This is a genomic window from Spirosoma utsteinense (assembly GCF_014282275.1).
In the GTDB taxonomy this organism is placed as follows: Bacteria; Bacteroidota; Bacteroidia; order Cytophagales; family Spirosomataceae; genus Spirosoma; species Spirosoma utsteinense.
In genome coordinates, this window is sequence record NZ_VFIA01000123.1 from 1 (window position 1) to 2,256 (window position 2,256).

The window sequence follows — 2,256 nt, forward strand, 5'->3', positions numbered from 1 at the left end:
TGTCGATCTGGGCGGTATTTTCGACGTCGGTAACGTACGGCAAAACAGCGGCCGGGATGCGGTCGCGAAATTCAACTGCCATTCCATCGTGATCGAAGTGCCGGTTGCTACCCTGCAAAAGAGCAAGAAAACGGTAGCCCAGGCAGCTAACATACTCGACGGCGATTACGTAATCGGTGTGTATGCCTCGGCCAGTCGGCAGATGATCAAAACGCTGTATGGTGGTGGTGACGTAGGCTATGATGGCAAGTTTGTGCAGGTATCACGCCTGGGCATGCCCCTGACCAACGAAGCCGTTATCCCCATCGGCATGAAGGACAAATGGAACGCTGCCTCGCCCTACGGCGGAGAAGACCTCCAGTTTGCCAAGTACTTCACCAACCCTGAGCTGGCCCTCTACATGGACGACTCCCAGTTCGGCACTGCCGTCCCCTCCCTCAACGTCCTGCGTATCCAGAGCAAGTCGCTGGGCGCGTTTGACTTCCGCAATGGCAAGCCCGGTCTGTTTGGGCTCAAAGGCAACGCGGCCCTCAACGGTACGGCCCTTTCGGAAGCCGCTTTCGGGGGCATTCTGCTGCCCGACAACAAGAGTCCCCGCGCCGTCGACCTGCTGCCAATCTTCTACACGGGGGTGCCTAACCTGGCACCTTATCAACTGGCCACCGGCAAACCTTACGGTAACCCCCTGGCGGCTGGCAAGCCCTTCATCAACAACTTCCTGCCCACCCTGGGCGATTTACTGCGCCTGAACATGGCCGTACCCGCCACGCCCCGCAACAGCCCTGATTTCAGTTCGCTGGGTCTGGTCCAGGCCGCCGTGCTGGGACTGACCGATGCCCGCTTCAACGGCTCGACGGCCATGCAGTTCATTCCAAACATGGACGGTTTCCCCAACGGACGCCGGCTGGAGGATGACGTTACGACCATTGAGTTACAGGCCGTGGGGGGTGTGGTGCTGGCAGCTGTCGGCCTATTCTACGACGACGCTACGGCTGCGACACCGGTTTCAGCCAATCTGCTGAAGGTGTTGACCTTCAACGCGGGCGTCACCAAAAATGACACGACCCTGCGGACGAGTTTCCCGTATGAGCAACACCCCTGGCGTGCTTTTACCGGCAACCAGTATGTGGGACCAAAATCATCGACCGCAGCCACTCAACCCCTGTCCGTAACCGTAGTGAGCTACGACTGCACGACGGGTAACATCACCTTCGGACGCGTCGGTGGCGATCCTAACCGGGTCGTCGAGTTTGCGGCAGCCGGGGTTGTCAACGGTGGATACGGTACCAGCGTGAATCGGAAAATCGAAGATGAGCTGCGCAAGGATGCGAACAGCCGCAAGATCCTCAAGGTGTTTGGCCGCTACGTGGGTGTGCCGATGTCGGAGGTTAGTTTCGACTTCGATTTCCGTACCCCTTGTGGTATGATGGGAGGAGCCCGCGCTGCAGCTGAACAGGTGGAGCCGATGCTGGTACGCGTAATCGGTAACCCAACGGTGGGTGACGATGTAACCGTAGAAGTAAGCGGTGCCACGGGTCAGTCAGTACGGTTAGGCATCACCAACAGCCAGGGTCGTTTGCTGAATCAGCAGACCATTGGGGAAGCGGGTGCCACCGAACGCCGGACATTGCGGTTAGGTCAGCAACCGGGCGTTTATTTCATACAGGTAACGACGCCAACCGAACGCAAGACGGTTAAGATTATCCGCAACTAACTACTTATCAAGTTGGTGGATGAGTGGGTTTGGGTTCGTAGTGTTCCTGAAAAAACGACAAACCTAAACCCACTCATCCACCAGCTTATTTCTTTATATCCCGCACAACAATGTACACGATCATTCCTAAGCAAGTCTTCTGCGGTTGTATGCCTGCTCTGCTGGCCCTGCTGCTTTTTACGCAGACGGGCTGCAAAAACAATGAAAACAAAGGGCAGGAGACAACCCAAACGACGGGTTCTGCGCTTGATATTCCACCCCTTTTTGAGCGCCGGGGCGAATTGGCGGGAGCCGTTGAGTGGCAAAAAACGAAAGAGAAGGTGGCCGAGCTGACCAAGAAAATCAGCGATAAGCCTAACGAGGTGAAGCCCCGGCTTCAGATTGCGATGATCTACTTGTCGGAGGCCCGCATCACCGGCGAACACCCTTATTATTACCCCGCTATTCTTCGGGTTCTGGACGGCGTACTGAGTATAGACCCGAAAAACTTCGAGGCAACGACGTTCAAGTCATCGGTAAAAATGTCGCAGCACCAGTTTGCT

Annotated in this window: 1 protein-coding gene and 1 pseudogene; both read left to right on the forward strand. The window is 56.4% G+C overall.

Features of this window, described 5'->3' with window-relative positions; genetic code table 11:
- Positions 1-1,714, forward strand: a 1,714-nt coding sequence (locus FH603_RS27970) for a DUF4331 family protein (protein ID WP_186742639.1), incomplete at its 5' end; no start/stop codon positions are given.
- Between the two features lie 110 nt (positions 1,715-1,824).
- Positions 1,825-2,256 (forward strand): annotated as a pseudogene (locus FH603_RS27975) (tetratricopeptide repeat protein); the annotation flags it as partial.